General features: G+C 59.6%; 23 protein-coding genes and 1 pseudogene. 20 read left to right on the top strand and 4 right to left on the bottom strand.

Going from position 1 to position 24,172, the window contains the following annotated elements:
* The first annotated feature begins 237 nt into the window (after positions 1–237).
* From fos to phnE (EPG66_RS07940), 15 genes and pseudogenes are all read left to right on the top strand, one after another.
* Positions 238–635 (top strand): annotated as a pseudogene (gene fos / locus EPG66_RS08010) (fosfomycin resistance glutathione transferase).
* Positions 636–874: 239 nt separating this feature from the next.
* Entirely contained in the window at positions 875–1,588 is a 714-nt protein-coding gene (gene phnF / locus EPG66_RS08005) for a phosphonate metabolism transcriptional regulator PhnF (RefSeq protein ID WP_182686729.1), read from the top strand.
* Positions 1,588–2,034 (top strand): phosphonate C-P lyase system protein PhnG, encoded by a 447-nt coding sequence (gene phnG / locus EPG66_RS08000; RefSeq protein ID WP_010247802.1) that lies wholly within the window; start codon positions 1,588–1,590, stop codon positions 2,032–2,034. Before phnF ends, phnG begins: the two co-directional genes overlap by 1 nt.
* Positions 2,034–2,609, top strand: coding sequence for a phosphonate C-P lyase system protein PhnH (phnH, locus tag EPG66_RS07995; RefSeq protein WP_010247799.1), 576 nt, complete (start codon positions 2,034–2,036; stop codon positions 2,607–2,609). Before phnG ends, phnH begins: the two co-directional genes overlap by 1 nt.
* Entirely contained in the window at positions 2,609–3,685 is a 1,077-nt protein-coding gene (locus EPG66_RS07990) for a carbon-phosphorus lyase complex subunit (RefSeq protein ID WP_182686454.1), read from the top strand. Before phnH ends, EPG66_RS07990 begins: the two co-directional genes overlap by 1 nt.
* Positions 3,678–4,526 carry an alpha-D-ribose 1-methylphosphonate 5-phosphate C-P-lyase PhnJ gene (locus tag EPG66_RS07985; protein ID WP_115758857.1) on the top strand — a complete coding sequence of 283 codons (849 nt, stop codon included), beginning with the start codon at positions 3,678–3,680 and terminating at the stop codon, positions 4,524–4,526. The genes EPG66_RS07990 and EPG66_RS07985 overlap by 8 nt, the downstream gene beginning before the upstream one ends.
* A complete protein-coding gene (gene phnK / locus EPG66_RS07980; RefSeq protein ID WP_013358336.1) occupies positions 4,516–5,277 on the top strand; it encodes a phosphonate C-P lyase system protein PhnK in 762 nt (253 codons plus the stop codon). Before EPG66_RS07985 ends, phnK begins: the two co-directional genes overlap by 11 nt.
* Positions 5,278–5,991, top strand: coding sequence for a phosphonate C-P lyase system protein PhnL (gene phnL, locus EPG66_RS07975; RefSeq protein ID WP_022624938.1), 714 nt, complete (start codon positions 5,278–5,280; stop codon positions 5,989–5,991).
* Positions 5,988–7,124, top strand: coding sequence for an alpha-D-ribose 1-methylphosphonate 5-triphosphate diphosphatase (phnM, locus tag EPG66_RS07970; RefSeq protein WP_010670886.1), 1,137 nt, complete (start codon positions 5,988–5,990; stop codon positions 7,122–7,124). The genes phnL and phnM overlap by 4 nt, the downstream gene beginning before the upstream one ends.
* A complete protein-coding gene (gene phnN, locus EPG66_RS07965) occupies positions 7,124–7,660 on the top strand; it encodes a ribose 1,5-bisphosphokinase (protein ID WP_031591074.1) in 537 nt (178 codons plus the stop codon). The genes phnM and phnN overlap by 1 nt, the downstream gene beginning before the upstream one ends.
* A 65-nt stretch (positions 7,661–7,725) precedes the next feature.
* Entirely contained in the window at positions 7,726–8,496 is a 771-nt protein-coding gene (gene phnP / locus EPG66_RS07960) for a phosphonate metabolism protein PhnP (protein WP_182686727.1), read from the top strand.
* 79 nt (positions 8,497–8,575) lie between these two features.
* Positions 8,576–9,406 (top strand): phosphonate ABC transporter ATP-binding protein, encoded by an 831-nt coding sequence (gene phnC, locus EPG66_RS07955; RefSeq protein WP_010247776.1) that lies wholly within the window; start codon positions 8,576–8,578, stop codon positions 9,404–9,406.
* Positions 9,407–9,432: 26 nt separating this feature from the next.
* Positions 9,433–10,359 carry a phosphonate ABC transporter substrate-binding protein gene (gene phnD / locus EPG66_RS07950; protein ID WP_010247773.1) on the top strand — a complete coding sequence of 309 codons (927 nt, stop codon included), beginning with the start codon at positions 9,433–9,435 and terminating at the stop codon, positions 10,357–10,359.
* Positions 10,360–10,452: 93 nt separating this feature from the next.
* Positions 10,453–11,313: a phosphonate ABC transporter, permease protein PhnE gene (gene phnE, locus EPG66_RS07945; protein ID WP_069026518.1), complete on the top strand. Its 861-nt coding sequence runs from the start codon at positions 10,453–10,455 to the stop codon at positions 11,311–11,313.
* Entirely contained in the window at positions 11,310–12,194 is an 885-nt protein-coding gene (phnE, locus tag EPG66_RS07940; RefSeq protein WP_182686452.1) for a phosphonate ABC transporter, permease protein PhnE, read from the top strand. Before phnE (EPG66_RS07945) ends, phnE (EPG66_RS07940) begins: the two co-directional genes overlap by 4 nt.
* Here phnE (EPG66_RS07940) and EPG66_RS07935 read toward each other — a convergent pair.
* Positions 12,148–14,766, bottom strand: coding sequence for an ATP-binding protein (locus EPG66_RS07935; RefSeq protein ID WP_143789088.1), 2,619 nt, complete (start codon positions 14,764–14,766; stop codon positions 12,148–12,150). The two genes, phnE (EPG66_RS07940) and EPG66_RS07935, sit on opposite strands and share 47 nt — an antisense overlap.
* A gap of 147 nt (positions 14,767–14,913) precedes the next feature.
* Between EPG66_RS07935 and EPG66_RS07930 the strand changes: the two genes are divergently transcribed.
* The 4 genes from EPG66_RS07930 to EPG66_RS07915 all read left to right on the top strand — a co-directional run bounded on the left by EPG66_RS07930 (position 14,914) and on the right by EPG66_RS07915 (position 19,191).
* Positions 14,914–16,428: a sugar ABC transporter ATP-binding protein gene (locus EPG66_RS07930; protein WP_182686450.1), complete on the top strand. Its 1,515-nt coding sequence runs from the start codon at positions 14,914–14,916 to the stop codon at positions 16,426–16,428.
* Positions 16,429–16,438: 10 nt separating this feature from the next.
* Positions 16,439–17,419: an ABC transporter permease subunit gene (locus tag EPG66_RS07925; RefSeq protein ID WP_010670880.1), complete on the top strand. Its 981-nt coding sequence runs from the start codon at positions 16,439–16,441 to the stop codon at positions 17,417–17,419.
* Positions 17,420–17,509: 90 nt separating this feature from the next.
* Positions 17,510–18,448: an ABC transporter substrate-binding protein gene (locus EPG66_RS07920; RefSeq protein ID WP_010247755.1), complete on the top strand. Its 939-nt coding sequence runs from the start codon at positions 17,510–17,512 to the stop codon at positions 18,446–18,448.
* Positions 18,449–18,492: 44 nt separating this feature from the next.
* Entirely contained in the window at positions 18,493–19,191 is a 699-nt protein-coding gene (locus EPG66_RS07915; RefSeq protein ID WP_182686448.1) for a D-lyxose/D-mannose isomerase, read from the top strand.
* Here the strand turns inward: EPG66_RS07915 and EPG66_RS07910 are convergent, their stop codons facing one another.
* A complete protein-coding gene (locus tag EPG66_RS07910; protein ID WP_039388825.1) occupies positions 19,192–19,935 on the bottom strand; it encodes a response regulator in 744 nt (247 codons plus the stop codon). It abuts the gene before it with no gap.
* Positions 19,936–20,358: 423 nt separating this feature from the next.
* Between EPG66_RS07910 and EPG66_RS07905 the strand changes: the two genes are divergently transcribed.
* On the top strand, positions 20,359–21,657 hold the full coding sequence (locus EPG66_RS07905; RefSeq protein WP_212685931.1) for an NCS2 family permease: 1,299 nt from the start codon (positions 20,359–20,361) through the stop codon (positions 21,655–21,657).
* Between the two features lie 383 nt (positions 21,658–22,040).
* Here EPG66_RS07905 and EPG66_RS07900 read toward each other — a convergent pair whose 3' ends face one another.
* Together EPG66_RS07900 and EPG66_RS07895 are read right to left on the bottom strand one after the other, a co-directional pair.
* Entirely contained in the window at positions 22,041–22,706 is a 666-nt protein-coding gene (locus EPG66_RS07900; protein ID WP_064703640.1) for a PAS domain-containing protein, read from the bottom strand.
* Between the two features lie 4 nt (positions 22,707–22,710).
* Positions 22,711–23,394, bottom strand: coding sequence for a helix-turn-helix transcriptional regulator (locus tag EPG66_RS07895; protein WP_083068914.1), 684 nt, complete (start codon positions 23,392–23,394; stop codon positions 22,711–22,713).
* Positions 23,395–24,172 lie beyond the last annotated feature (778 nt).

Raw genomic sequence — 24,172 nt, 5'->3', positions numbered from 1 at the left:
CGTTAGTTCGTTTCAGTGTACACCAACAAGCCCGTCGTTCCTTTCGTGCAAGCCCGGTCTTCATTATCTGCTCATCGCGCGCCGGTCCCGGCAGTATTGCCCGCTCCAGTTTCCTCTTTCCGGGGTGGGCCCGGCAGAGATTCAGCTGATATACAAACGGCTGTTAATTCTCTTTGTGTGCAAAGAAATCTGATTCCTGTAAATTAAATTTTTCTGCATTCTGATAAAGAGTTTTACATGCTGACCGGACTCAATCACCTCACCCTCGCAGTTAGCAACCTGGCCAGTAGCCTGGATTTTTATACGCAAACCCTGGGATTCATCCCCAAAGCGGCATGGGATCATGGCGCTTATCTTTCGCTGGGGAACTCTGGCTCTGTCTCTCTGTGGATACCGTCTCTGCTGGAAATGATTACACACACTATGCATTCACTATTGCTGGTGAAGAATTTGATGCGTTCGTTGAGCGATTGAGAACAGCGGGTGTGACAGAGTGGAAGCGCAACAAAAGCGAGGGGAACTCCTTCTACTTTCTGGACCCCGATGGCCACAGGCTTGAAATCCACGATGGCGATCTTGAGAGCCGTATCAAAGCCTGCCTTGCTCAGCCTTATCAGGGAATGACGTTCTTCTGATTGATTGACTCCCGGCCCGGCAGAGGAAATGATCGCTTAAGCGGGGGCTATCACCCCATACCCGACGGTTTCCTGCCAGTCACTCACCCTGACAAGCACTCCTCATTTTCCGGTCACCACATTCACCTCTCCTTCACCCCTGCGTCACGGTTTTGTCATCTGAGCACCTCAAGCTAACACCATCCCGCAGCGTCTTTTCACTGCGTTCCCACTCTGTAACCCGTGAGGATTTCATCGTGATGGAGTTATCCAGACATCCGACCACTGTCTATCAGGCTGTTGCCGCACAACTGGAGCAGGCGCTGAAAGAGCGCTACCGCTGCGGCGACTATCTTCCTTCCGAGCAACAGCTGGCCGATCACTATGAGGTGAATCGCCACACGCTGCGTCGGGCGGTGGATGAGCTGGTGCACAAAGGGCTGCTGCAGCGCCGTCACGGCGTCGGCATCCTGGTTTTGATGCGCCCTTATGACTATCCGCTGCATGCCCAGGCGCGGTTCAGCCAGAACCTGCTGGAGCAGGGCAGTCACCCGACCAGCGAACGGCTGCTGGCGGTGCTGCGCCCTGCCAGCAATGACGTTGCTAATGCGCTGGGCGCCAAAGAGGGCGAAAACGTCATTCATCTGCGCACCCTGCGTCGCGCCAACGGCGTGCCGCTCTGCCTGATTAACCATTTCCTCGCCGACCTCAGCTGGTGGCCACAGCTTCAGCAATTTAACAGCGGGTCGCTGCACGACTTCTTAGTGGAGCACACCGGCAAGCAACTGGTACGCACCCAGACCCGCATCAGCACCCGCCGGGCGCAGGCCAAAGAGTGTCGGCAGCTCGACATCGCGTTGCATTCGCCGCTGCTCTGCGTGCGGACCCTGAACAAAACCAGTGATGGCGCGGTGGCGGAATACTCCGTCAGCCTGACGCGCGGCGACATGATTGAACTGACTCTGGAGCACTAATGGAACAGCAAACGGATCGTCAGCGCTGGCTGTCGGTGCTGGCGCACAGCAGCGCCGCCTTGCTTGAGACGCACTGGCAGGCGCTTAACCTCCAGCCCGCTTTTACCCTGATCCGTCCGGCAGAGATCGGGCTGACGCGGTTGCAGGCGCGGATGGGTGCCACCGGCAAACGCTTTGTGATGGGTGATGCCACGGTGACGCGCGCGGTGGTGCAGCTCAGCGACGGCACTCTGGGTTACAGCTACCTGTTAGGGCGTGACAAAGCCCATGCCGAGCGCTGCGCCCTGCTGGATGCGCTGTTGCAGCAGCCGGAAACCCGGCAACTGCTGGAAGAGAAGATTATTACCCCGCTGGCAGCGTGGCGCGATGAGCAGCGACAGCTGCGCGCGCGCGAAATCGCCAGCAGCAAAGTGGATTTCTTTACGCTGGTTCGCGGAGATAACTGATGACTTTACTGGCAAGTTTTAACCATCCGGTGGCGGATGCGCAGCGCGCGTTTCGCCGCATTCTGAAAGCGATGAGCGAACCGGGCGTGATGGTCTCGCTGCCGCTGCAACAGGGCTGGGGCGCACTGTCACCGGCGGCCACGGCGCTGCTGCTGACGCTGGTTGATCAGGAAAGCCCGGTCTGGCTGGATGCGGAAATTGACAACGAACAGCTGCGCAACAATCTGCGCTTCCATACCGGTGCGCCGATCACCACGCAGCAGGATGCGCCTTTTGCCCTGAGCCATGCGGCGGCGCAGCCCGACCCGACGCAGTTCGCGGCCGGTGACAATATGTCACCGGAAAAAAGCACCACGCTGATTATCGAAGTGCCGTCACTGAATGGCGGCCTGACTCTGCGTCTCTCCGGCCCTGGCCTGCGCGAAACCCGGGCCATCGCGCCACAGCTGCCCGAAAGCGTGCTGGAATATCTGCGCACCCGTCCGCATCCGTTTCCACAGGGTGTGGATCTTATCTTCACCTGTGGCGAAGCGATCATGGCCGTGCCGCGCACCACCGTTGTGGAGGTGTGCTGATGTATGTCGCGGTAAAAGGGGGCGAAAAAGCCATTGCGAACGCCCATCAGTTGCAGGCCGATCTGCGGCGCGGCGATCGGGCGGTAGCCGAGCTCGGCTGCGATCAGGTGGCGCAGCAGCTGGGACTGGCGGTGGATCGGGTGATGACCGAAGGCGGGATTTACGATCCTGAACTGGCGGCGCTGGCGATTAAGCAGGCCAGCGGCGATCTGGTGGAGGCGATCTTTCTGCTGCGCGCCTATCGCACCACGCTGCCACGCATGGCGGAGAGCACGCCGCTGGCGACCGGTGCGATGCGCATCGAACGCCGCATCTCGGCGGTCTATAAAGATCTGCCGGGCGGCCAGGTATTGGGGCCAACTTACGACTATAGCCACCGTCTGCTCGACTTCACCCTGCTGGCCAATGGCGAAACGCCCGCCGCGCCGCGTGACGATCGTTCGGTGCCTGACCAGTGCCCGCACATGTTCAGCATGATGAGCGATGAAGGGCTGGCTGCCGCTGAGATGGATGACGGCAGTGAGCCTGTCGATATCACCCGCGAGCCGATGAGCTTTCCCGCCTCACGCGCCGCGCGCCTGCAACAGCTGGTGCGTGGCGACGAAGGCTTTCTGCTGGCGCTCGGCTATTCAACCCAGCGCGGCTATGGCCGCACCCATCCTTTTGCCGGCGAGATCCGCACCGGCACTCTCAGCGTCAGTATCTGTCCCGAAGAGCTGGGTTTTGAGCTGGAGATCGGTGAACTGCTACTGACGGAGTGTGAAATGGTCAACGGCGTTGCCCACAGCGACGACACGGCGCCGCACTTTACCCGGGGTTATGGGCTGGTGTTTGGCCGCGCCGAACGTAAAGCGATGGCGATGGCGCTGGTGGACAGGGCGCTGCAAAGCCGCGAACAGCATGAGCGGGTTACCAGCCCGGCGCAGGATGAGGAGTTTGTGCTGTCGCACGCCGACAACGTGGAAGCCGCAGGCTTTGTCTCGCATCTCAAGCTGCCGCACTACGTCGATTTCCAGGCGGAACTGGAACTGCTGAAACAGCTGCAGCACGATTATCAGGAGCGCAACCATGGCTGAACTCACCGGCTATAACAACGGCTATCTCGATGAGCAGACCAAACGCACCATCCGCCGCGCCATCCTGAAAGCGGTGGCGATCCCCGGCTATCAGGTGCCGTTCGCCGGACGTGAGATGCCGATGCCCTACGGCTGGGGCACCGGCGGCATCCAGATCACCGCCAGCGTGATTGGCGATCAGGATGTGCTGAAAGTGATCGATCAGGGCGCAGATGACACCACCAATGCGGTGTCGATCCGTCAGTTCTTTAAGCGGGTCAGCAATGCTGCCACCACCGAGCGCACCGCCGATGCCACCCTGATCCAGACCCGGCACCGCATCCCGGAAACGCCGCTGGAAGAGGATCAGATCCTGATTTTCCAAGTGCCGATCCCGGAGCCGCTGCGCTTTATCGAGCCGCGTGAAACCGAAACCCGCACCATGCATGCGCTGGAGGAGTACGGCATCATGCAGGTGAAGCTGTATGAAGATATTGCCCGCTACGGCCACATCGCGACGACTTACGCCTATCCGGTCCGGGTCAACGATCGCTATGTGATGGATCCATCGCCCATTCCCAAATTCGACAACCCGAAGATGAACATGATGCCCGCGCTGCAGCTGTTTGGTGCCGGGCGTGAAAAACGCATCTACGCCTTGCCGCCTTACACCCGCGTGGAAAGCCTGGACTTCGACGATCATCCGTTCACCGTGCAGCAGTGGGATGAACCCTGCGCGCTGTGCGGCTCGCGCCATAGCTATCTCGATGAGGTGGTAATGGACGATCAGGGAACGCGGATGTTTGTCTGCTCCGACACCGACTTTTGCCATCAGCAGCAGGAACAGCAATATGCACAGTGAACAGCCGCTGCTTGCGGTGAACCAGCTCACCCACCTTTATGCGCCGGGCAAAGGGTTTGAGCAGGTCAGTTTTGATCTCTGGCCCGGCGAAGTGCTGGGCATTGTCGGCGAGTCCGGCTCCGGTAAAACCACGCTGCTGCAGAGCCTGTCGGCGCGTCTGACGCCGCAACAGGGCAGCATCCTCTATCAGAATCGCGACCTCTATCAGATGAGTGAAAGCGATCGCCGTCGCCTGCTGCGCACCGAATGGGGCGTGGTGCATCAGCATCCCATGGACGGTCTGCGTTCGCAGGTCAGCGCAGGCGGCAATATCGGCGAACGGCTGATGGCGACCGGACAGCGCCACTATGGCGATATCCGCGCCGAGGCGAGCCGCTGGCTGCAGGCGGTGGAGATTGACGCCGGTCGTATCGACGATCTGCCCACCACCTTTTCCGGCGGTATGCAGCAGCGGCTGCAGATCGCCCGGAACCTGGTGACGCAGCCGCAGCTGATGTTTATGGATGAGCCGACCGGCGGGCTGGATGTGTCGGTGCAGGCGCGGCTGCTGGATCTGCTGCGGACGCTGGTGCGCGAACTGAATCTGGCGGTAGTGATTGTCACCCACGATCTCGGCGTGGCGCGACTGCTGGCGCATCGCCTGCTGGTGATGAAGCAGGGGCGGGTGGTGGAGAGCGGTCTGACTGACCGCGTGCTGGACGATCCTCATCATCCTTACACTCAACTGCTGGTCTCTTCGGTGCTCAATTAAATGACAACTATCACTCCGCGCCTGCGGGTCGAGAATTTGTGTAAAACCTTTGTGCTGCATAACCAGAACGGCGCGGCGCTGCCGGTGCTGCATAACGCCAGCCTGACGGCAGGCGAGGGCGAATGCGTCGTGCTGCACGGCCACTCCGGCAGCGGTAAATCCACACTGCTGCGCGCGCTTTACGGCAACTATCAGCCCGACAGCGGCCATATCCGGGTCGCGCATCAGGGCGAGTGGATCGACATGGCGCAGGCGTCGGCGCGCCAGATTATCGCCCTGCGCCGCGACACGCTGGGTTGGGTCAGCCAGTTTCTGCGGGTGATCCCGCGCGTGCCGACGCTGGAGATTGTGATGCAGCCGCTGCTGGAGCGCGGCGTCGAGCGCGCCTTCTGTGAAGCGCGTGCTGCCGAACTGCTGACCCGGCTCAACGTGCCGCAGCGTCTCTGGTCGCTGGCCCCGTCCACTTTCTCTGGCGGAGAGCAGCAGCGCGTCAATATCGCCCGCGGCTTTATCGCCGACTATCCGGTGCTGCTGCTGGATGAACCCACCGCCTCGCTCGACAGTGTCAACAGCGAGGCGGTAGTGAGCTTAATTGAACAGGCGCGCGCCCGTGGTGCCGCCATCGTCGGTATTTTTCACGATCGGGCGGTGCGCGAGCGGGTAGCTGACCGGCTGCACCTGATGCACCCGATCGAGACAGGAGCGCAGGCATGATCATCAATAACGTCAGACTGGTGCTGGAAAACGAAGTGGTAACCGGATCGCTGGAGTTTCGCGACGAGCGCATCAGCAGCTTCAGCGAAACCACCAGCCAGCAGCCGGGCGCGCTGGATGGCGAGGGCGCCTGGCTGATGCCGGGTCTGGTGGAGCTGCACACCGATAATCTCGATAAGTTTTTCACGCCGCGTCCGAAAGTGGACTGGCCGGCCCACTCGGCGATGAGCAGCCACGATGCGCTGATGGTTTCCAGCGGCATTACCACAGTGCTGGATGCGATTGGCGTAGGGGATGTGCGCGACGGCGGGCACCGGCTGGATAACCTCAGCAAGATGATCGACGCCATCCGCGACAGCAACCGCAAAGGACTGAACCGGGCCGAGCATCTGCTGCATCTGCGCTGTGAACTGCCGCATCCCACCACTGCGCCGCTGTTTGAAGCGCTGATGGGCACGCCGGAGCTGGCGCTGGTATCGCTGATGGACCATTCACCGGGCCAGCGTCAGTACGCGTCACTGACAAAGTATCGCGAATATTATCAGGGCAAATATCAGCTCAACGACGCGGAAATGGATCAGTTCGAGCATGACCAGCTCACCCTGGCAGCAGCGTGGTCACAGCCCAATCGTCAGGCGATTGCCGGACTCTGCCGGGAACATGGCATCGCCATTGCCAGTCACGATGATGCCACCGCGGCGCACGTTGAAGAGTCTCACGCCGCGGGCAGCCGCATTGCAGAGTTTCCTACCACGCTGGAGGCGGCACGCGCCTCGCGTTATCGCAATATGCAGGTGCTGATGGGCGCGCCTAACATCGTGCGCGGCGGCTCGCACTCCGGCAACGTCGCCGCCTGGGAGCTGGCGTCACACGGCCTGCTGAATATTCTCTCTTCCGATTACTACCCGGCGAGCCTGCTGGATGCGGCGTTCCGGCTGGCAGATGATGAGCGCAACAGCCTCGGCATGGCGCAGGCGATTGCACTGGTCACCTGTAACCCGGCGCGCGCCTTAGGGCTCGAAGATCGCGGGGTGATCGCCGAAGGCTGCCGCGCCGATCTGGTGCTGGCGCACACCGCACACGGCTACCCGCACGTGCGGCACGTCTGGAGCAAAGGCCGGCAGGTGTACTGATGGCGCGGCTGATCTGGCTCACCGGTCCTTCGGGTTCGGGTAAAGACAGCCTGCTGGACGCGCTGCGGGCAGCACCCCCGCCACGGCTACTGATCGCCCATCGCTACATTACCCGCGCCGCCGATGCGGGCGGTGAAAACCATGTGGCGCTCACCGAGGCGGAGTTTGCCCGTCGCGCCGCGCTGGGACTGTTCGCGGTGAGCTGGCAGGCGCACGGTTTCAGCTATGGCATTGGCTGTGAGACGGAACAGTGGCTGCTGCGCGGGCAGAATGTGGTGGTGAATGGTTCGCGGCTGCATCTGGCGCAGGCGCAGGCCCGTTTCGGCTCGCAGCTGCTGCCGGTCTGTCTGCAGGTCACGCCCGCCGTGCTGGCCACGCGGCTGCGCCAGCGCGGACGGGAAGATGAGGCGGAGATCGCCCGGCGGCTGGCGCGCGCCGCACAGCCGCAGCCCGATGGCTGCCTTATCCTCAACAACGACGGCGCGCTGGCGGATACCGTGTGCCTGCTGCGTCAGATACTGGAGGCGCATCAATGAAACTCTCTTATCCTGGCACCGGCGGAGACAGTCCGGCATCGACATCCGCCACCGAAGGCGCATCAATGAAACTCACTTTTCTGGGTACTGGCGGGGTCACTGCCGCACCGCTGCCGGGCTGCGCCTGTCGCGCCTGTCAGCGGGCGCAGCTTAACAGCGGCTACGCGCGTGCGCCCTGCAGCGCGCTGATTGATTTTGGCCGCGAGCGCATCCTGCTGGATGCCGGCCTGCCGCTGCTGGCGTCGCGCTTCCCGCCCGGCACGCTGACGCGCATTCTGCTGACCCACTACCACATGGATCATGTGCAGGGGCTGTTTGCGCTGCGCTGGGGAGTGGGCGCGCCGGTTCCGGTCTGGGGTCCACCCGACCCGCGAGGCTGTGACGATCTCTACAAACACCCTGGCCTGCTCGATTTCCGTCCCGCCTTAACCCCGTTTGTGGCGCACGCCTTTGGAGAACTGCAGGTCACACCGCTGCCGTTGCAACACTCGAAGCTGACGCATGGCTATCTGTTCGACTGGCACGGCACCCGGCTCGCCTGGCTGTGTGACACCTGCGGTCTGCCGCCTGACACCGCCGACTTCCTGCGCGGCCAGCCGCTGGATCAGCTGGTGATTGACTGCAACGATCCGCCGCAAGCAGAACCGCGTAACCATAATGATGTGACCCAGGCGCTGGCGATAGCAGAGATGCTCCAGCCGCGTCAGACCTGGCTCACCCATCTCAGTCATGAGATGGATAACTGGTTAGCTGAGAACCCGTTACCGGACGGCGTGCTGGCTGCCCGTGACGGCCAGACATTGCTGTGCGGCGCGCACTGGCCTGTCACGGTTTGATCATCTGACTGTCATCTCGTGTTCATCGCGTCACGCCTTAATAACCCGCAGAACGCAATCAGCGATGACGGAGAACACCATGGCACAGGCACTTCTGAAAACGGTGGTCGACAACGACCTGCCACCGGCCAGCCTTAGCGGACAAAAAGTGTTGTCGGTGCAGAAACTGAGCAAAGCCTACGGCGACACTCAGGTGCTGGATCAGGTCAGTTTCGACCTGCACGCCGGTGAGCTGGTGGCGGTGATTGGCCGCTCTGGCGCGGGTAAATCGACCCTGCTGCACATGCTCAACGGCACGATCGAGGCGACTTCCGGCGCGATTATCAGTCTGCATCATGGCGAAGCGGATCGTAACGTGGTTACGCTCAACAGCCGCCAGCTGCGCGAATGGCGCAGCCAGTGCGGCATGATCTTTCAGGATTTCTGTCTGGTGCCACGCCTCGACGTGCTGACCAACGTGCTGCTGGGCCGCCTGAGCCAGACCGGCACGCTGAAATCCTTCTTTAAAATTTTCTCCGACAACGACCGGGCACACGCCATCGAACTGCTGCAGTGGATGAACATGCTGCCGCAGGCGCTGCAGCGGGCGGAAAATCTCTCTGGCGGGCAGATGCAGCGTGTGGCGATCTGCCGCGCCCTGATGCAGAACCCCAAAATCCTGCTGGCCGATGAGCCGGTGGCGTCACTCGATCCCAAAAATACCAAGCGCATCATGGATGTTCTGCGTCAGGTCAGCGAGCAGGGCATCAGCGTGATGGTCAACCTGCACTCGATTGAGCTGGTGAAAAGCTACTGCACCCGGGTGATTGGCATTCAGCGCGGCGTGGTGCTGTTTGACGGCCATCCTTCAGGACTGACCGACAGCCTGCTGCACCAGCTGTACGGCGATGAACTTAACCAAATCCATTAACTTCCACAGCAAGAGAACAACCCCGAATGAAACTGACTTCTTTAGCACTCCTGACCAGTGTAATGGCGTTTGGTGTCAGCGCAGCGGATGCGCCGAAACAGCTTAATCTGGGGATTCTGGGCGGTCAGAACGCCACCCAGCAGATTGGCGATAATCAGTGTGTGAAGACCTTCTTTGATAAAGAGCTGGGTGTGGATACCCAGATGCGCAACGCCTCCGACTACTCTGGCGTGATTCAGGGTCTGCTGGGTGGCAAGATCGATATGGTGCTGAGCATGTCGCCAGCCTCGTTTGCGTCGGTCTACATTCAGGACCCGAAAGCGGTCGATGTGGTTGGCATTGTGGTGGATGACAAAGATCAGTCACGCGGCTACCACTCGGTGGTGATTGTCAAAGCGGACAGCCCGTACAAAAAGCTGGAAGACCTGAAAGGGAAATCTTTCGGTATGGCCGATCCCGACTCGACGTCCGGCTTCCTGATGCCGAACCAGGCGTTCAAGAAAATGTTCGGCGGCTCAGTGGATGACAAATATAACAACACCTTCTCCAGCGTCACCTTCTCCGGCGGCCATGAGCAGGACATTCTGGGCGTGCTGAACAACCAGTTTGATGGCGCAGTGACCTGGACCTCACTGGTCGGTGACTACAACAGCGGCTATACCTCTGGCGCGTTTGGCCGTCTGATCCGCATGGACCATCCTGATCTGATGAAGCAGATCCGCATTATCTGGCAGTCACCGCTGATCCCCAACGGTCCGGTGCTGGTCAGCAACAAGCTGCCCGCTGACTTTAAAGCGAAAGTGGTGTCGGCGATTAAAAAGCTGGATAAGGAAGATCACGCCTGCTTCGTGAAAGCGGTGGGCGGCGAGCAGCACATCGGTCAGGCGACGGTTGCCGATTATCAGAACATCATCGATATGAAGCGCGACCTGATGAAAGGCAGCCGCGGCTAAATCCAGCTACTTCTTCTCTTCTCCGCTCAGGCGGGGAAAGCGGGACGCAGCAAACTCGCCTGCGTCCCGCTGCTTTAGCGCCGGAGATCCCCTTTGACCGAATTCGAACACTACTACCAACGCATCCGTCGCCAGCAGAAACGAGACACGCTGCTCTGGTCACTGCTGCTGGTGGCACTCTACCTGGCGGCGGGCAGGGTGGCAGAATTTAATCTGCTCACCGTCTGGCAGTCACTGCCGCACTTCTTTGACTACCTGCACGAAATCCTGCCGGTGCTGCATCTGCCGCTGCTGTTTGCCGACGGCAAGACCGAAGGCTCGCTGGCCTGGTGGGGCTATCGCCTGCCGATCCAGCTGCCGCTAATCTGGGAAACACTGCAACTGGCGCTGGCTTCGACGCTGGTGGCGGTGGCACTGGCCGCGATGCTGGCCTTTTTCGCCGCCGACAACACTCAGACGCCGGTCAGCGTGCGGATGACGATCCGCGCCTTTGTCGCCTTCCTGCGCACCATGCCGGAGCTGGCGTGGGCGGTGATGTTTGTGATGGCGTTTGGCATCGGGGCGATCCCCGGTTTTCTGGCGCTGGCGCTGCACACCGTGGGCAGCCTGACCAAGCTGTTTTACGAGGCGATTGAGTCGGCGTCAGATAAGCCGGTGCGCGGCCTGGCCGCCTGCGGAGCCAGCAAGCTGCAGCGGATGCGCTTCGCTTTCTGGCCACAGGTTAAGCCGGTCTTTCTCTCCTACAGCTTTATGCGACTGGAAATTAACTTCCGCTCCTCAACCATCCTTGGGCTGGTCGGCGCAGGCGGCATCGGCCAGGAGCTGATGACCAACATCAAACTGGACCGCTACGATCAGGTCAGTATTACGCTGCTGCTGATCCTGATTGTGGTGTCGCTGCTGGATACGCTCTCCGGCCAGCTTCGTCGCCGTGTGACAGGAGACAGGACATGATAAGCACCGTTCCCGATATCGCGCTAATGAAGCAGCAGCATCGTGAACTCTTCGCCGCACAGCCGCGCTATCTGCGTCGCCTGGCGCTGATCACACTGGCGGTGCTGCTCTATTACCTCTTTTTCTTTTCGGTATTTGGTCTGGAGTGGTCGCGCCTGCTGATGGGCTGTCAGCAGCTGGGGCGCTATTTCCTGCGGATGTTTGTCTGGCACGATTTCGTGAACTGGCCGTTTGGCTACTATCTGTCGCAGGTCGGCATCACCTTAGGGATTGTCTTTGCCGGCACGCTGACTGCCTCGCTGCTGGCGATGCCCCTGTCGTTTCTGGCGGCGCGCAACGTGATGCACAGCCGAACCGCGAAACCGCTGGCGTTTCTGATGCGCCGTCTGTTTGACGTGTTGCGCGGCATCGACATGGCGATTTGGGGGCTGATCTTCGTCCGGGCGGTCGGCATGGGGCCGCTGGCCGGGGTGCTGGCGATTATCCTGCAGGATGTCGGTCTGCTCGGCAAACTCTACGCCGAAGGGCACGAAGCGGTGGAGCGTTCACCGGGTCGCGGACTGGGCGCCGTCGGTGCCAACAGCCTGCAGAAACACCGCTTCGGCATTTTCACCCAGTCCTTCCCGCAGTTTCTGGCGCTGAGCCTTTACCAGATAGAGTCCAATACCCGCTCAGCGGCGGTGCTGGGCTTTGTCGGCGCCGGGGGCGTCGGTCTGGTTTACGCTGAGAATATGCGCCTGTGGAACTGGGATGTGGTGATGTTCCTGACGCTGATTCTGGTGGTGGTAGTGATGGTGATGGATGTGATCTCCAGCCGCCTGCGCAAGCGCTACATCAGTGGGAAGCCGGTGCCGTTGTGGCAGCCTGCTGCGCGCGATTAAGCCGTTCGCTGCGCTGCCAGGCCCGCTGTAACGCCTGCACCAGCTGTGCCTGCTGCCAGGGCTTCGCCAGCCGTTCGCACAGCGGCAGCGTCACCGGCTGGTGGCGCAGGTCCTGACCGCTGATGAGCAGCGTCGCCAGCTGCGGCCAGTTCTGCTGCGCCTGGCGGATCACCTCCGCGCCGTTAATCTCGCCGGGCAGCATCAGGTCGCTGATCAGCAGGTCGATATCGGGGGTCTGGCGCAGCAGCGCCAGCGCCTCTTCACCGTCTCCGCACTCCAGCGTCAGATAACCCAGCTGATGCAGATGCTCACAGAGTGTCTGGCGCACCGCCGGTTCATCATCCAGCACCAGTACCAGCCGGTTACTGGCCGCCTCAATCTCCGCCGATATGTCCGCCTCAATGGGTGATGGCGGGGCGATCACTGCGGCGGCGGCTTCCGGCGCACGCGGCAACAGCAGCCGCACCGTGGTGCCCTGGCCTGGCGCGGTTTCCAGTTCAATCTGGCCGCCTGACTGCCGTACAAAACCATAAACCATCGACAGGCCCAGCCCGCTGCCGCTGCCGGTAGCCTTGGTAGTGAAAAAAGGCTCAAACACCTGCTCACGAACCCCGGCCGACATGCCGCAGCCGTGGTCTATCACCTCGATTGTGACCCTGTCACGCTTTTCATCGCCCTCCAGACGACGCTGATTCCAGATGCGCAGCCGGATTTCGCCGCTTTGCTGATGCATCGCATCGCGGGCATTTACCACCAGATTCATCAGCGCATTCTCCAGCTGGCTGGCATCAATCCAGGCGGGCCAGCCGGGACGCTGCGCATCAATAATCAGCTGCTGGCCGGGCAGCAGCGAGTGCTGCAGCAGCCCCTGCAGGTTATCCACCAGCGTCACCACCGACACCGCACGGGGATAGAGAGCCTGCTTGCGCGAGAACGCCAGCAGCCGCTGGGTCAGCTGTGCAGCGCGGTCGGCCGCCTGCCGCGCCCGCTCAATCCGGCTGGCCAGCGGGCCGGGCGTCAGCTGGCCTTCGGTCAGCGCCAGACTGCCGATAATCACCGCCAGCAGATTGTTAAAGTCGTGCGCCAGTCCGCCGGTCAGCTGGCCGACCGCCTTCATCTTCTGGCTGTGCTGCAGCGCCTCCTCCAGCGTTTTACGCGAAGTCCGGTCCAGCACGGTATTGACCATGCCGCGCCGCGGGATTGGGCTGAAGCGCAGCTCCAGCGTACGACCATCGTCCAGCCGGATCTCCTGCGGCTCACCGGGATCGTGCAGATCCACCGCCAGCGGCGCCAGCAGTTGCTGCCAGGGAACGCCGCGATGCAGTTCATGCGGCGCGATGCCGAGCAGTTCCGCATACTGGGCGTTCCACACCACCAGCTGCCCGTTGTTATCAAACAGCGCAAAGCCGTCGCGCATCGCCAGAAAGGTGGATTCCAGCTGGTTGCTCTTCTCTTTCAGCAGTCGTGAGGTGTGAGCCAGAGAGGCGGTATTACGCGCAAAGACGTTAAACGCCCGCGCCAGCTCACCCAGCTCGTCGCGGCGTTGCAGCCCTGGCACGCTGACGTTCTGCTCACCCTGCGCCAGCCGCGTCATGGCCCCGGCAATCGCCGTCAGGCTCGACCCGAGATTGCGATAGATGTAGATACCGGCATAGCCGGTAATTGCCAGCGCCAGCAGCGCAAACAGCGCGATAAAGCCGATGATGGAATCCAGCTCACGGTGGGTCGCCAGGGTGCGCGCTTCACTCTGTAACGCCACCTGCTGCACCGAGGCACTAATATCTTCATTCAGCATCGCCACCAGCGCTTTAATCCGGTAGGTGGCATAGGCGATCGCCAGGTCGCTCTGTTCCAGCGCCTCCGCCAGCGGCAGCAGGCGCTGCTGGGTGGCCAGCAGTCGCTGCACGTTTTCGCCGGTCACGCCCGTCAGCGGCACGTTGCGCCACTGCGCCATCACCTGCTGGAGCTGTTCGATGACGGCGATGGGCGAGGGTGTGCGGATCGCGATGGTAATCAGCCGTTCGGTTTGCTCCCGCAGTGCGGCATCCGGCAGCGTCCGCTGTTCCCGCTGCACCAGCTGGTCGATATGGCTGAGCAGAATCTGCGTCTGCCACAGGTCGCTCAGCATGTTGTTGCGCTGCAGATGACGCTGGTGGCCGGTCAGCAGCAGGCTGTTAATCGTCTGTTCCAGCATCAGGCTGCGGGCGCGGATCCGGGCGATGCGCTCCGGCTGACGTGCCGCCAGCGGCGCACTGGCCAGCAGGCTCAGCGACTGCTGCAACGCCTGCTGATTCTGCTGCAGCCGCTGTGATTCGCTCTGATACTCCAGCGCGCCCACCACCTGTGACAGCCGCACTGCCGCTGTCGCCACGTTGGCGGTATCCCGCGCCAGCGCCAGGCTGCCGTTCATGTCGGCCAGGGTCTGTGCCTGCGCCTGCTCCTGAATCGCCCCGGCATGACGAAAGCCGAAGATCGCCACCACGCTGACCATCAGCGTGACCGACACCACCAGCAGATTGAACAGCAACAGGCGGCCACGCGCCCCGGCCTGCCACGGATAAGTGCGCTGCATCCCACGACCTCTTATTCACTGCAACGATGGGCCGAGTATAGGAGCGTGCAGGCGGGCGTTTATGACAAATATGAATGGGCGCTGACATTTTCCGTTTATCTGGCGTTGCTTTACTGACGGCTATCCACAGTCCGCAGGAGCGAGGCGATGACAGCCACACCGATACTGGAAATGCGGGGAATTACCCGGCGCTTCGGCAGCTTTTATGCCCTGAAGGGCGTCGATCTCACGGTTTACCCCGGTGAGGTCCACGCGCTGATGGGGGAAAACGGCGCAGGTAAAAGCACACTGATGAAGATTCTGGCCGGTGCCTATACCGCCAGCAGCGGGGAAATTTTAATTGAAGGCAAGCCCTGGGCGCTGAAAGGGCCGAAAGAGGCACTGGCCGCCGGGATCACCCTGATTTATCAGGAGATCAACCTGGCACCCAACCTGACGGTGGCGGAGAACATTTTTCTCGGCAGCGAAATCGCGCCCGGCGGGCTGGTGAAGCGGCGGCAGATGGCCGAAGAGGCGCAGCGGGTCATTGACCGGCTCGGCGCGCAGTTCAGCGCCTGGGATCTGGTCAGCCGTCTGAGCATCGCCGAGCAGCAGCAGGTGGAGATCGCCCGCGCGCTGCAGCGCAACAGCCGCATTCTGGTGATGGATGAGCCGACCGCCGCGCTCTCCAACCGCGAAACCGAACAGCTGTTCGCGCTGATCAAACGGCTGCGCAGCGAAGGCATGGCGATCATCTATATCAGCCACCGCATGGCGGAGGTGTATGAGCTGTCCGACCGCGTCAGCGTGCTGCGTGACGGGGAGTATGTGGGCAGCCTGACCCGTGACCAGCTCAACGCCAGCGAACTGGTGCGGATGATGGTCGGACGGCCGCTCAGCGACCTGTTTAACAAAGACCGTGCTATCCCGCTGGGCGATATCCGGCTGGCGGTCAATCACCTTACCGACGGCGGCAAAGTGCATCCCAGCAGTCTTGAAGTGCGTGCCGGAGAGATTGTCGGCCTGGCCGGGCTGGTAGGCGCAGGCCGCAGCGAGCTGGCACAGCTGATTTTTGGCGTGCACAAGCCGAAAGAGGGCGATATCTGGATCGATGGCGAAAAGGTCACCATCCATTCACCGCGCGATGCAATTGCACGCGGCATCGGTTTCCTCACCGAAAACCGCAAAGAGCAGGGACTGTTTCTGGAGATGGCGGCGCAGGAGAACATCGTGATGGCGACGCTGGAACGTGACGCCAGTTACGGGATGCTGAACCGCCGCAAAGGGCAGACCATCGCCAGTGAGGCGATCGCTTCACTCAATATTCGCGTTCCTCACGCTCAGGTCCGGGCGGGCGGTCTGTCGGGCGGTAACCAGCAGAAGCTGCTGATTTCGCGCTGGGTGGCGATTGGCCCGCGCATCCTGATCCTCGATGAGCCGACGCGCGGCGTCGATGTCGGGGCGAAAAGTGAGATCTACCGGATGATGCAGGAGATGGCGCGGCAGGGCGTGGCGATTCTGATGATATCCAGCGAACTGCCGGAAGTGGTCGGGATGAGCGACCGCGTTTACGTGATGCACGAAGGCACCATCGTCGGTGAGCTGGAGGGCAGCCACATCAGTCAGGAAAATATTATGACGCTGGCAACCGGTGCGCACAGCGCGTCAGCAGGCGAAAACTAAGGAGACCACCATGACACAACTGGCCCGCACCAAAGCACCGACGCTGAAACGCGCCCTGATGGGCGATCTGCTGCAAACGGTGGGTATCCTGCCGATTCTGATCCTGATCGTGGCGGTATTTGGTTTCGTCACGCCGAACTTCTTTACCGAAGCAAACCTGCTCAACATCACCCGTCAGGCGTCGATTAACATCGTGCTGGCGGCGGGCATGACCTTTGTGATCCTCACCGGCGGGATCGACCTGTCGGTGGGGTCAATGCTGGGGACCACCGCGGTGGTAGCGCTGGTAGCGTCGCTGGATCCGATGCTGGCTTCCATGACCATTCCAATGGCGCTGGGCGCAGGCCTGGTGATGGGGCTGTTCAACGGCATCCTGGTCGCCTGGGCCGGGTTGCCGCCCTTTATCGTCACGCTTGGCACCTACACCGCGCTGCGCGGAGCCGCTTACCTGCTGGCGGATGGCACCACGGTAATCAACTCCGATATTAACTTTGAGTGGATCGGCAACGGCTATCTGGGGCCGGTGCCGTGGCTGATTGTGATTGCCTTTGCGGTGATCGCCATCTGCTGGTTCATCCTGCGCCGCACCACGCTGGGCGTCCATATCTACGCAGTCGGCGGCAATATCCAGGCGGCGCGTCTCACCGGGATCAAGGTCGGAATGGTGCTGCTGTTTGTCTACGGCATGAGCGGGCTGCTGTCGGGGCTGGGCGGACTGATGAGTGCCTCGCGGCTTTACAGCGCCAACGGCAACCTCGGGGTGGGCTATGAGCTGGATGCTATTGCGGCGGTGATCCTCGGCGGCACCAGCTTTGTCGGCGGCATCGGCACTATCACCGGCACTCTGATTGGCGCACTGATTATCGCCACGCTGAATAACGGCATGACGCTGATGGGGGTCTCCTACTTCTGGCAGCTGGTGATTAAGGGCGCGGTCATCATCATCGCGGTCCTGATCGACAAATACCGTACCCGTCATCATGTGAGTTGAGTCTTAAAAGGGCGGATGTGCCATTACACCTCCGCCACTTAAAAAACGCCATTAAGTGGTTGGCACCTTGAAAACAGCAGGAGAAGGTCTATGCGTTTTAATCCGATTGTAACCGGGCTGCTGGCGGCGACGCTGTTCAGTACCGGCCTGGCTCAGGCAAAAGAACTCAAATCTATCGGCGTAACGGTCGGTGATCTGGCAAACCCCTTCTTCGTGCAGATCACCAAAGGCGCAGAGATGAAGGCGCGTCAGCTGGCGGGCGATAAGGTGAATGTGACGCTGGTCTCCAGCGGTTACGATCTCGGTCAGCAGGTGGGCCAGATTGATAACTTTATTGCGGCCAAAGTCGACATGATTATCCTCAACGCCGCGGACTCCAAAGGGATCGCCCCGGCGGTGAAGCGGGCGCGTGATGCCGGTATTGTAGTGGTGGCGGTCGACGTGGCGGCCGATGGCGCGAATGCGACCATCACCTCCGATAACACCGAGGCGGGCGCGATGGCCTGTAAATATATTGCTGACCGCCTGAAGAACAAAGGCAACGTGGTGATCATCAACGGACCACCGGTCTCTGCAGTGCAGAACCGCGTTGAAGGCTGCATGACCGAGCTGAAAACCCATCCTGACATCAAGCTGCTCTCTTACAACCAGAACGCCAAAGGCAGTCGTGAAGGCGGCCTGGAAGTCATGACCGGTCTGCTCTCTGCTAATCCAAAAATTGATGCGGTGTTTGCCATCAACGACCCGACAGCGATTGGTGCAGACTTAGCGGCGAAACAGGCGCAGCGCAGTGAGTTCTTTATCGTTGGCGTCGATGGCTCACCGGACGGTGAAGAGGCGCTGAAGCGCAAGAATTCACTGTTCGTCGCGACGCCTGCGCAGGACCCGCAGGTCATGGCCGCCAAAGCGGTCGAGATTGGTTATGACATTCTGCAGGGCAAACCGGCACCCGATAAGCCCGTGCTGATCCCGGTGAAACTGATCGATCGTAATAATATCGGCAGCTATCAGGGCTGGACGGTGAAATAAGCTTTAGTGCGGCACCTTTAGGGTGCCGCTCTCAGGAGGCCGCTATGCAACGTTCAGAGGTTAATTATTACCTGCAACATACGCGCGAGTTTTTCCGGCAGCAGGATGTGCATCTGCCGCCGTGGGCCGATTTCGATATGAGCCAGTGGCGGGCTCAGGATCGTGAGGTCGCGCAGGAGATTCTGGCGTTGCGGCTGGGCTGGGATCTCACCAGTTTTGGCGCGGCTGATTTTCTGCAGACCGGGCTGACACTGTTTACCCTGCGCAACGGTTCGCCGGGTGGGCAGCCGTGGCATAAACCTTACGCCGAGAAAATAATGCACGTACGGGAAGGGCAGCAGACGCCGATGCACTACCATCCGCGCAAGATGGAAGACATCATTAATCGCGGCGGCGGGAATCTGATTGTCGAACTGCATAACCGCGATGGTGACGGGCTGGCTGACTCGCTGGTGGCGGTGTCGCTGGATGGCCTGCGCCAGACCCACGCCGCCGGTTCACAGCTGCGGCTCTCACCGGGTGAAAGCGTGACGCTGGAGGCGGGCATCTGGCACAGTTTCTGGGGGGAAAGTGGCTTCGGCGACGTGCTGGTGGGCGAGGTGTCGATGCCCAACGATGACGAAAACGACAATGTGTTTCTGACGCCGCTGGCTCGTTTCAACCCGCTGGAGGAGGATGAAGCGCCGCGCTGGCTGCTGTGCAACGATTACGCGCACTGGCTATCCTGCGCGCGGCAGGCGTAATCAGGCAATCTGACTGGCACGCGTTGTTGAATCGCGTTTCACCACATCGGCCGAAAAGACATAGCCCAGTCCGCGGATAGTGCGGATCAGGTCGGGCTGGTGCGGATTAGTTTCGATTTTACGGCGCAGCCGCATGATCAGCACGTCGATGGTACGGTCAAACACGTCGAGACTTTCGCTGTGGGTCAGCTCCAGCAACTGATCGCGGGTCAGTACCTTGCGGGCATGGCGTACCAGCGCGCGTAACAGGCTATATTCCCCCTGGGTCAGCGGCACCAGCTCACGCTGCGGATTAAACAGCTGGCAGCGGCCATCATCCAGTTGCCAGCCGCCAAAACGCCAGCCCTCCTGTTCAGGGTCGGCCTGGGCAATGCGTCCGCTGCGGCGCAGGGCCGCCCGGGTTCGCGCCACCACCACGCGTGGATTAAAAGGTTTGGCGATGTAGTCATCTGCGCCCATCTCAAGGCCCACTACCATCTCCGCTTCAGAACCCATACCGGTCAGCATAATCACCAGCACTTCGGGTCGCTGACGCTGAAGCTGCTGCAACACCAGTAGCCCGTTGGTATCGGGCAGCATCATATCCAGCATAACCAGCGAGATCTCAGGGTGCTCGCTGAGCATCGATAGCGCCTCGCGTCCCTGATGACAGCGGTAGACCGTTAACAAATGTTCACTTAACGCATCCTGCAAGACGTCGCAGACTGCAGGATCATCATCCACCACCAAAATTGCTGGCTTCATTGCGCGGCCTCTAATGTTACGAAAGAGTTAATTCAGGAGTCTACACAGGCCAGAAAAGGTTGCTGAGGCAGCGTGCTGAAACGTGACCAGCTTCGCCTGTGAGAGTGCGGAAGCGTGCGCTGGCGCAGAGTTTTCCGGGGTTGCCTGTTTGCCGCAGGAAAACGATTGCGCGGCATCGGTGCATTGCACCATAATCGCGCCTCGTTTTGGTTCGGAATTCTCTTAGGCGTACCCGGCTCCGCCAGGTAATCGATTGCGTCGGGAGATGGCATGGCAATTGCTTTGGGCAGTGGGTAAGTCAGGGATTTCAGGCGATTCTGGCACGCAAGTATGCAGCGGCCAGCATCAGTGTCCCGGAAACAGAATAATCAGCATGCAAACCCCTTTGGCAAGTGAGACTGATGTCTCCTGTATCGAGAGATGATGATGTTAGAAAAACTATTCAAACTCAAAGCGCATAACACGACGGTTCGTACTGAGATTATCGCCGGGATCACCACCTTCCTGGCGATGGCTTATATTCTGTTTGTGAACCCAAGCATTCTGGGCGCAACCGGCATGGACAAGGGCGCGGTATTTGTCGCCACCTGTCTGGCGGCGGCGATTGGCTGCGTGCTGATGGGGCTGATTGCCAACTATCCGATTGCGCTGGCGCCGGGTATGGGACTGAACGCCTTTTTCACCTACACCGTTGTGCTGCACATGGGCTACACGTGGCAGATTGCGCTGGGCGCGGTGTTTCTCTCGGCGGTGATTTTCTTCGCGATGTCGCTATTTAAGATTCGTGAATGGATTATTGCCAGTATTCCGCTGCCGCTGCGCGCCGGGATTGGTGCCGGTATCGGGCTTTTTCTGGCGCTGATTGCGCTGGAAGGAGCGGGCATCGTGGTCGATAACCCGGCGACGCTGGTGGGCATTGGCGACCTGACTAAACCGGGTCCGCTGCTGGCGATGCTCGGCTTTGTAGTTATCGTGGTACTGGAAGCGCGTCGGGTGACGGGCGCAGTGCTGATCGGTATTCTGCTGGTGACCTTTATCTCCATGGGCATTGGTCTGTCGCCCTTTGCCGGGGTCTTCTCTGCACCGCCGTCGATTGCACCGACCTTTATGCAGCTGGATATTGCCGGCGCGTTTAACGTCGGCCTGATCAGCGTGATTTTTGCCTTCCTGTTTGTTGACGTGTTTGATAACACGGGCACGCTGCTGGGTGTGACCAAACGCGCCGGTCTGGCGGATGAGCAGGGTAACGTGCCGAAGATGGGCCGTGCGCTGATTGCCGACAGTGCGGCTGCGCTGTTTGGTTCGCTGCTCGGCACCTCGACCACTACCAGTTATGTGGAATCGGCGGCGGGCGTGAGTGCCGGTGGCCGTACCGGCCTGACCGCGATTGTGGTCGCCGTGCTGTTCCTGCTGGCCCTGTTTTTCTCGCCGCTGGCCTCCAGTGTTCCGGTTTATGCCACCGCGCCTGCGTTGCTGTTTGTCGCGGTGCTGATGGCCTCGGGCCTGGCAGAGATTGACTGGAAAGATATCACCACCGCCGCGCCGGTCACCGTGACCGCGCTGACCATGCCGCTGACCTATTCGATCGCTAACGGCATCGCGTTTGGTTTTATTACATGGACGCTGGTGAAGCTGCTGAGCGGACGCGCGAAAGAGGTGAATGCGGCGCTGGTGATCCTGTCGATTCTGTTTGTGATTAAGCTGGGATGGTTGAGTGCTTAGTTGTTGCCTGGCGGCAAGGAAGGTCGCTTAGCAGCGGGCTGGCTATGAGCAGGTTACGCCCGCCAGTCGATGGGGAGTTTCAGGTTGCCTGTGCAGGCGGACGCGTTAAGGGTCGGACGCCCGCCCCTTAACAATCCCGGCGTCCGGCTGCCTGCGCGCCCCGCTGTGCGGGGTGCCTTCGTCACGCCCTGCGGCCGACGGACCGTCCGGACTCGCCATCCCTGGCTCGTACCGTCCTTTCGCCGACGTCCTGTCGGCTCCCGGCTTCCGGTTGTTCCTCAGCGCTTCGGACGCCTCTGGTAAACCCCCCGCTGGTGGGTTTGTTACCCGGACGGGCAGGGCAATTCTGTCGGCTATCTGGTGAAAAATCTGGATCCAGCACATCAGGTAATCAGTACATGCCCTGTGTTCAGGAAAAAAGGCGGGATGTAGTTATCCCACCCCTGCTGAATACAATGCTGCTTCAGGGCAGCATTGCTGGTTGCACCTGATTTGTCGTAGCAGCGAATGAGCCGGTTACGAAGTGCTGGAGAGCTTATACCAAGAATTCCCGGCATGACGTTCTGCTTTACCCCACAAAGTAATAACAGAACCACTTCCCACTCTTTGTCGGTGAAAATATCCGCCGGCCGGGTAAATACAAACGGTCTCCTGTCGCGTGGCATGAGGAATGTTGAGAAATAAACATTGGTTATTTCCAGGTAGGTACAAATAATGCCATCCGTTCCGTCACTGAACGCCCAGGGACGTTTTTCAACCATAAACGATCTTAACCTGCTCTCTCTTCCGTATTTGAACGTTTTAAGAGCAATGCTCATTTCTTTAGTTTTCAGGATTTTATTGTCATCATGCAAAATGTGGTGGTAATAGTCGCTGATGTCCGGCGTCAGGTCTGTGTCGAACAAACCGGTTAATGTGCCATACGGAACATTAAAGTAGCTGCATGCAAGCTTATTTGCATAAACATAGCGTGATACACTGTTCTTGATGACCCAGCCAAACAGCGAGTTTTCAAAGTAATATTCGACAGGATTTACTTTTTTAGTCATCAGTTTAGCCTCTTATTATAATATGTCCTTTTTTAAGAAAAAATGGCGGAATATAGTGATCGAACTTGCTCTCGCGACAGTATCCGATCAGCGCGGAGAGAGAGTTAAGGCTGGTCTTTCTGTAACAGCTTCTCAGTCTGCCATTCACTGCGTCGGTTGAAAGCGTCAATATGCTACTTATTTCTTTTATATTCATGCCACAGACCAGCAAATAAACGACTTCCCACTCTTTTTCCGTGAAAACTGATGAGGGCGATTCAAAAGTGGCATGCTGGATTATTTTGCCGTCCAGCAATGCACCTGGCGTGATGATCCTGACATGTCTGACGCTAACGAGTGTCCCGATACAGTTATGCGCGTCATCATACAGTGGCTCCTGAACGCTATAAGCGGGCTGCATAATTTTTTCTTTGCCCTGAATATGCGTAGTGATCGCTCTCACCGCCTGACCTGTTCGTTCTATTTCTCTTTCCTGCTGGCTGAACAGGTCAGCAAACTCTGCCACCGGAACAGGCATGTCTCTGATGTGGCGGCCTTCATAATCAAATCGGGTTGATAACGTCTGCCAGCTTTTAAACGTGTTATTGACATAAACAAAGCGGGACAGCTTGTCTTTCACTCCCCAACCGACATGGGGATCGCTTTCAAACATATCGATAAGTCTATCAGGTAACGTAATTTCTTTCATAAATGTATCCTTACATTTTAACGGCTCTACATTAAATTGACCTTGAAAATTAATAACCCTACAAAGAAATAACACTTCTTATTAATCGCTGTACTTCATTTATACCTTTGTGATGAACCATAAAAATTATAAAAGTAATATCACAAGCCAATGCTCAGGGAAAGTTGTCTCAATAATAAAAAAGAAGTGCGCCCATAGCCGGAGGGTTATGGGCTTTTTTATTTTAATAAATCGATTAATGACAGAATCTGATTATGTTCAGCAATAAGGCGTTAAGGTCTGCAGGGGTTTCGCCTGGCGTCAGGTTTGCACTGAGTAAGCTTCGCCTGCCAGGCGATGGGGATTTTCAGGTCATTTAGCCGCACGTAAGCACTGAGCAGGTTACGCCCGCCAGACGTATGGGAGTTTCAGGTTGCCTGTGCAGCAGGCGCGTCAAGGGGCGGACGCCCGCCCCTTAACAATCCCGGCGTCCGGTTGCCTGCGCGCCCCGCTGTGCGGGGTGCCTTCGTCATTCGCTGCGGCCGACGGACCGTCCGGACTCGCCATCCCAGGCTCGTGCCGTCCTTTCGCTGACGTCCTGTCGGCTCATCCTTGCCTTCGGTTGTTCCTCAGGGCTTCGGACGCCTCGCACAAACCCCCGCCTGTAATTATCTTTTCATTTCGCTGTTGCCGTGCTGTCTGATGGTCTGATCGCAAAGACAATCCCAAAACCCACAGCGATAAACTACCCGACATAAAAAGCAGAGATAACAGCGAGGGGTTGGGGAGGCCGTCAGAG

This window comes from Pantoea pleuroti (assembly GCF_014156615.1).
In the GTDB taxonomy this organism is placed as follows: domain Bacteria; phylum Pseudomonadota; class Gammaproteobacteria; order Enterobacterales; family Enterobacteriaceae; genus Pantoea; species Pantoea agglomerans.
This window is presented reverse-complemented; position numbering and strand designations above follow the sequence as displayed.

Bases quoted from the DNA above. Each gene is read 5' to 3' on its own strand.
- phnF (WP_182686729.1), top strand. From the start codon at position 875: ATGGAGTTATCCAGACATCCGACCACTGTCTATCAGGCTGTTGCCGCA.
- phnG (WP_010247802.1), top strand. From the start codon at position 1,588: ATGGAACAGCAAACGGATCGTCAGCGCTGGCTGTCGGTGCTGGCGCAC.
- phnH (WP_010247799.1), top strand. From the start codon at position 2,034: ATGACTTTACTGGCAAGTTTTAACCATCCGGTGGCGGATGCGCAGCGC.
- EPG66_RS07990 (WP_182686454.1), top strand. From the start codon at position 2,609: ATGTATGTCGCGGTAAAAGGGGGCGAAAAAGCCATTGCGAACGCCCAT.
- EPG66_RS07985 (WP_115758857.1), top strand. From the start codon at position 3,678: ATGGCTGAACTCACCGGCTATAACAACGGCTATCTCGATGAGCAGACC.
- phnK (WP_013358336.1), top strand. From the start codon at position 4,516: ATGCACAGTGAACAGCCGCTGCTTGCGGTGAACCAGCTCACCCACCTT.
- phnL (WP_022624938.1), top strand. From the start codon at position 5,278: ATGACAACTATCACTCCGCGCCTGCGGGTCGAGAATTTGTGTAAAACC.
- phnM (WP_010670886.1), top strand. From the start codon at position 5,988: ATGATCATCAATAACGTCAGACTGGTGCTGGAAAACGAAGTGGTAACC.
- phnN (WP_031591074.1), top strand. From the start codon at position 7,124: ATGGCGCGGCTGATCTGGCTCACCGGTCCTTCGGGTTCGGGTAAAGAC.
- phnP (WP_182686727.1), top strand. From the start codon at position 7,726: ATGAAACTCACTTTTCTGGGTACTGGCGGGGTCACTGCCGCACCGCTG.
- phnC (WP_010247776.1), top strand. From the start codon at position 8,576: ATGGCACAGGCACTTCTGAAAACGGTGGTCGACAACGACCTGCCACCG.
- phnD (WP_010247773.1), top strand. From the start codon at position 9,433: ATGAAACTGACTTCTTTAGCACTCCTGACCAGTGTAATGGCGTTTGGT.
- phnE (WP_182686452.1), top strand. From the start codon at position 11,310: ATGATAAGCACCGTTCCCGATATCGCGCTAATGAAGCAGCAGCATCGT.
- EPG66_RS07935 (WP_143789088.1), bottom strand. From the start codon at position 14,766: ATGCAGCGCACTTATCCGTGGCAGGCCGGGGCGCGTGGCCGCCTGTTG.
- EPG66_RS07930 (WP_182686450.1), top strand. From the start codon at position 14,914: ATGACAGCCACACCGATACTGGAAATGCGGGGAATTACCCGGCGCTTC.
- EPG66_RS07925 (WP_010670880.1), top strand. From the start codon at position 16,439: ATGACACAACTGGCCCGCACCAAAGCACCGACGCTGAAACGCGCCCTG.
- EPG66_RS07920 (WP_010247755.1), top strand. From the start codon at position 17,510: ATGCGTTTTAATCCGATTGTAACCGGGCTGCTGGCGGCGACGCTGTTC.
- EPG66_RS07915 (WP_182686448.1), top strand. From the start codon at position 18,493: ATGCAACGTTCAGAGGTTAATTATTACCTGCAACATACGCGCGAGTTT.
- EPG66_RS07910 (WP_039388825.1), bottom strand. From the start codon at position 19,935: ATGAAGCCAGCAATTTTGGTGGTGGATGATGATCCTGCAGTCTGCGAC.
- EPG66_RS07905 (WP_212685931.1), top strand. From the start codon at position 20,359: ATGATGTTAGAAAAACTATTCAAACTCAAAGCGCATAACACGACGGTT.
- EPG66_RS07900 (WP_064703640.1), bottom strand. From the start codon at position 22,706: ATGACTAAAAAAGTAAATCCTGTCGAATATTACTTTGAAAACTCGCTG.
- EPG66_RS07895 (WP_083068914.1), bottom strand. From the start codon at position 23,394: ATGAAAGAAATTACGTTACCTGATAGACTTATCGATATGTTTGAAAGC.